The organism is uncultured Tyzzerella sp. (genome assembly GCF_963558545.1).
GTDB lineage: Bacteria > Bacillota > Clostridia > Lachnospirales > CAG-274 > Tyzzerella.
In genome coordinates this window covers 1-4054 of the sequence record NZ_CAUWHO010000088.1, presented here as the reverse complement: position 1 = coordinate 4054, position 4054 = coordinate 1, and the positions used below count along the sequence as shown (strand labels likewise).

The following is a 4054-nucleotide window of genomic DNA, read 5'->3' as shown; positions in this document are numbered from 1 at the left end:
CTAATAAAAATAGTCAATTTAAAATTCTTCAAGATAACTTATTTACAGATAGAGTATATGAAATAGATTTAACTAAAGGCTTACAAAAAGATGAATATATTACAGATTTAAGATATGAATTTGATAGAGTAGGCATAGGCTTTAGAGAAGTTGAAAAGCCATTTATTTATGCAAAAGTAAATAGTAATGTTAAGAAAAATGAACAATTTACTAACATACTTACAGTTGGTGGCAAGTACGATATGCAAACAGTAAAACACGAAGATAAATTTACAACAACAGTAATAAGTACAACACCAACGTTTGATGGTAAGTTACCTAAAACAGGTTACTAAACTATTGACAAATTCAATTCAATATATTATACTTTATATATATATTATTATATTAGAATTGAGGAATATTATGTTATATATAGCTATTACTGTGTTTGTTTTTTTATGTATTTTTTGTTTGATTGCAAAAACTTTTAGTGAGTACAACTCTAAACAAAAGGATATAAAAAAATTATATAAAAATACTAATAATCTTGAGGATAAAAAAGTAATTTTAATGCAATATATTTTGATGAATAAAGCTGGACATTCATTTTTCAAGTGTTTAAATGTTATAACTCTTTTTGGTATTGTTTTAAATTTGAACTATATAATTATTGATTGGCAAAAAGAATATAAATTTTATGATGAATTTTTTTTCATTTGCTTACTATTTATTATATTGTGTCTTACATATATACCGTTTTATATTTATATAATGAAAGATGTTGATAAATACGGACTAGATATAGATAAATTGAAACAAGAAATAGATATTTTAGAAAAACTTAGTTATTTAGAAAATGCACTAAAAGTAATAAATGAAAAAATAAAATATAATGAAAACAAAGAACATATAATAAAATCATTAGAAATACAACAACACAAAATAGAAGTGCAGCAACAATTAACTACAAAAGAATTAGCAGAGATAAATAAATTTTATGAAAATTTAAAGAAAGATTTTTAATAGTATAAATTTTTTAGTTATTTTTTAAAAGGCGTAATTTTTAAAATTATGCCTTTTTATTGTATACAGAATACCACGTGTTCTATACGTGGTTCAAAAGAGGCTGTGCCGATGAGTAGAAAAATATTCTATAAGCATACAATTAATATAATTTTTATCAGATATATAGAACAAGTGAAAATATTAAGCATTATAATATATAAATAAAATAAGTATTATAAGATTGTAAAAAATAGTATTTAAAAATTTACAAACAACAAAAATAACCCCTTAAAGGGGTACTTGTGGAAAATATGCAGTTGTAAAATATTTCAATACGTCTTAAGACGTAGCAAGTAAAATGCCCTTATAGGGCTAGAGCAAGCCACCTGTTGAACGGGTGGTCCGATTTATCAAGTAGGAAAAAATGCAAACATTAATAGTACCAATAATAATATTAACGAGTGTGATTATAGGTGGAAGTATTCTGATATTATATATAAATAATTCTACTAATAAAAAATATAAAGATGAACAAGATTTAGATAAGGAAACAGCTCAAGAATTTATAAATATAAAAGATATAAATGATAAATATTTATATACTAATGAGGGCAATATTATGATGTATTTAAGGGTAGATAGTATAAGCATAGACTTGTATAGCAAAAGTGAAAAAGAAACTTTGATAAAATCTTTAACAGCAGAATTATCCGAAATACAATACCCTTTTAAATTTATAGCCGTATCACGCCCTGTTGATATAAGCCCTATTATTTCAAATATGCAAGAAATGATAAAATTTTCTAATGATAGTCAAAAGGAATTACTCAAAAAAGAAATTATTGAAATGAACAATTTTGCATTAAGTGGAGATATAGTAGAAAGGCAGTTTTACATAAGCTTATGGGACAAATATCAAGAAGGTATTGAAAAAGAAATATATAGGAAAGCTATGTTACTTGTAGAAAAATTTACTATAAATAACATAGGTTGTGAAATATTAAATCAAAGGGAGATTATGAGATTTATAAACTTAATAAACAACCCATACTATGCTCATTTAGAAGATACAGATTTTACAAAAGATATACCGATAATACAAAATTAAGGAGAAAATTATGGCTAAAAAAATAAATATAAAAAATAAGAAAAAACAAACTAATCCAATGCTTGATATATTAACGCCAATAGGCTTGAGATTTAATAAAAATACTTTACATATAGGCGAAAGTTTTACTAAAATTTATGGTATTATAAAATACCCTAATAAAGTAAAAAGTGAATGGCTATCTAAAATAACAAATATACCTAACACAGTTGTAACAATAGGAATAAAGCCCGTTGATAATACAAATTTAATAAGTGCAATATCAAGAAATATTGCATACGATAGAAGTATAGCATCATCTTCAAAAGATACTTTAACTAGACAAAGGGCAGAAAAATCGGCAGAAGACGGAGAAAAAATTATAATGCAAATAGATAGGGAAAATGAAACAGTAGCACTTATGACAGTTTGTGTTGCAACAATGGCAAGAGATGAACAAAATTTTAAAAGAGTTTGTAGGCGTTCAGAAAGTATGATAAGTGTTTTAAAGTGTAAAATGAGAGCAATACCAAATTTACAAAAAGAGCTTTTTAAACATATATATCCGACTTTTACTAATCGTGAGAAAATAGAAAATATATTGCAAAAAATTGTACCTATATCAACTTTTGTAGGGGGATTTCCTTTTGCAAGAAGTGGTTTTAATGACGGAACAGGTTATTATTTTGCAAGTGATAGCAACGGAGGACTTGTTATTACAGATATATGGAAAAGGGAGAGTGATAGAACAAATTCAAATATTGTAATAATGGGAAATAGTGGCGTTGGCAAGTCTACTGTTATAAAACATATAATAATTAGTGAATATATGAACAATACTAAAATAGTTTGCATAGACCCAGAGTCAGAGTATAAAGAGTTATGTAAAAACTTGGGAGGCAATCTCATAAATGCAGTTGGTGGAACAAAAGGAAAAATAAATCCACTACAAATAAGACCACTACCTAAAGATGATGAAAGCGAAACGGAAAAGCTATTTAATGGGGATAATGGTATAAATGATTTAGCATTACATATAAAAAATTTAGAAATATTTTTTAGTTTATATAATAGCTCTCTAACAGATATGCAAATGGCTATTTTAAAAAATTGTTTAATAAAGTTATATAATAATTTTGGTATAGACTGGGATACAGATGTATCAAGGTTAAAGTCAGAAGATTTTCCAACTTTTAAAGATTTATATGACTTAATTTTAGAAGAATTTAAAATTACAAAAAATAATACTTTGTCAGAAATATCAATTTTACTATCAGATATAGCAATAGGTAGTGATAGTTTTATATGGAATGGGCATACAACTGTCGAAGATAATTCTAACTTTATATGTTTTGATACAAACGGCTTACAAGGGACTTATGATAGTGTAAAAAGGACACAATATTTTAATATACTTACTTGTTGTTGGGAAAAGATATGTAAAAATAGAGATGAAAAAATAATGTTAATATGTGATGAAAGTTATTTAATGATAGATGGAAAAGTGCCTCGATCACTTGTATATTTAAGAAATATGATGAAAAGAGTTAGAAAGTATGAGGGAAGCTTGGCAGTAATATCCCATAGTGTAGTAGATTTTTTAAGCGATAATATAAAACAATATGGACAAGCACTTTTAGATATACCTACATACAAAATACTTATGGGAACAGATGGGCAAAACTTAAAAGAAACAACGAGGCTTTATGATTTAACAGAAGCTGAACAAGATTTACTCCTTGCTAAAAAACGAGGACACGCCTTATTTATGGCTGGAGCAAAAAGGCTACATATAAACTTTACAATACCAGAATATAAACTTGAATATATGGGCAAAGGTGGAGGGAGATAAAAATAATAGCTTTAAGTTATATAATTAAAACTATTATTTTTATTATTCATTATTATCTAATTTAATTTCACCATTTATTTTTTCAAACTCTAAAATATGTTTTTTTATTAGTTGTTCTATTTCTTTAT

The 4054-nt window shown here is 25.7% G+C and carries 4 protein-coding genes; all 4 read left to right on the top strand.

The window, feature by feature from the left end:
• On the top strand, positions 1-335 hold a 335-nt coding region (locus R5Z65_RS09610; protein WP_317368777.1), incomplete at its 5' end, for a hypothetical protein.
• A 418-nt stretch (positions 336-753) separates the two neighbouring features.
• On the top strand, positions 754-1005 hold the full coding sequence (locus tag R5Z65_RS09605) for a hypothetical protein (RefSeq protein WP_317368776.1): 252 nt from the start codon (positions 754-756) through the stop codon (positions 1003-1005).
• Positions 1006-1411: 406 nt separating this feature from the next.
• Positions 1412-2095, top strand: coding sequence for a hypothetical protein (locus tag R5Z65_RS09600; RefSeq protein ID WP_317368775.1), 684 nt, complete (start codon positions 1412-1414; stop codon positions 2093-2095).
• Between the two features lie 10 nt (positions 2096-2105).
• Positions 2106-3926, top strand: a complete 1821-nt coding sequence (locus R5Z65_RS09595) for a DUF87 domain-containing protein (RefSeq protein WP_317368774.1) — start codon at positions 2106-2108, stop codon at positions 3924-3926.
• Positions 3927-4054 lie beyond the last annotated feature (128 nt).

Bases quoted from the DNA above. Each gene is read 5' to 3' on its own strand.
- R5Z65_RS09605 (WP_317368776.1), top strand. From the start codon at position 754: ATGAAAGATGTTGATAAATACGGACTAGATATAGATAAATTGAAACAA.
- R5Z65_RS09600 (WP_317368775.1), top strand. From the start codon at position 1,412: ATGCAAACATTAATAGTACCAATAATAATATTAACGAGTGTGATTATA.
- R5Z65_RS09595 (WP_317368774.1), top strand. From the start codon at position 2,106: ATGGCTAAAAAAATAAATATAAAAAATAAGAAAAAACAAACTAATCCA.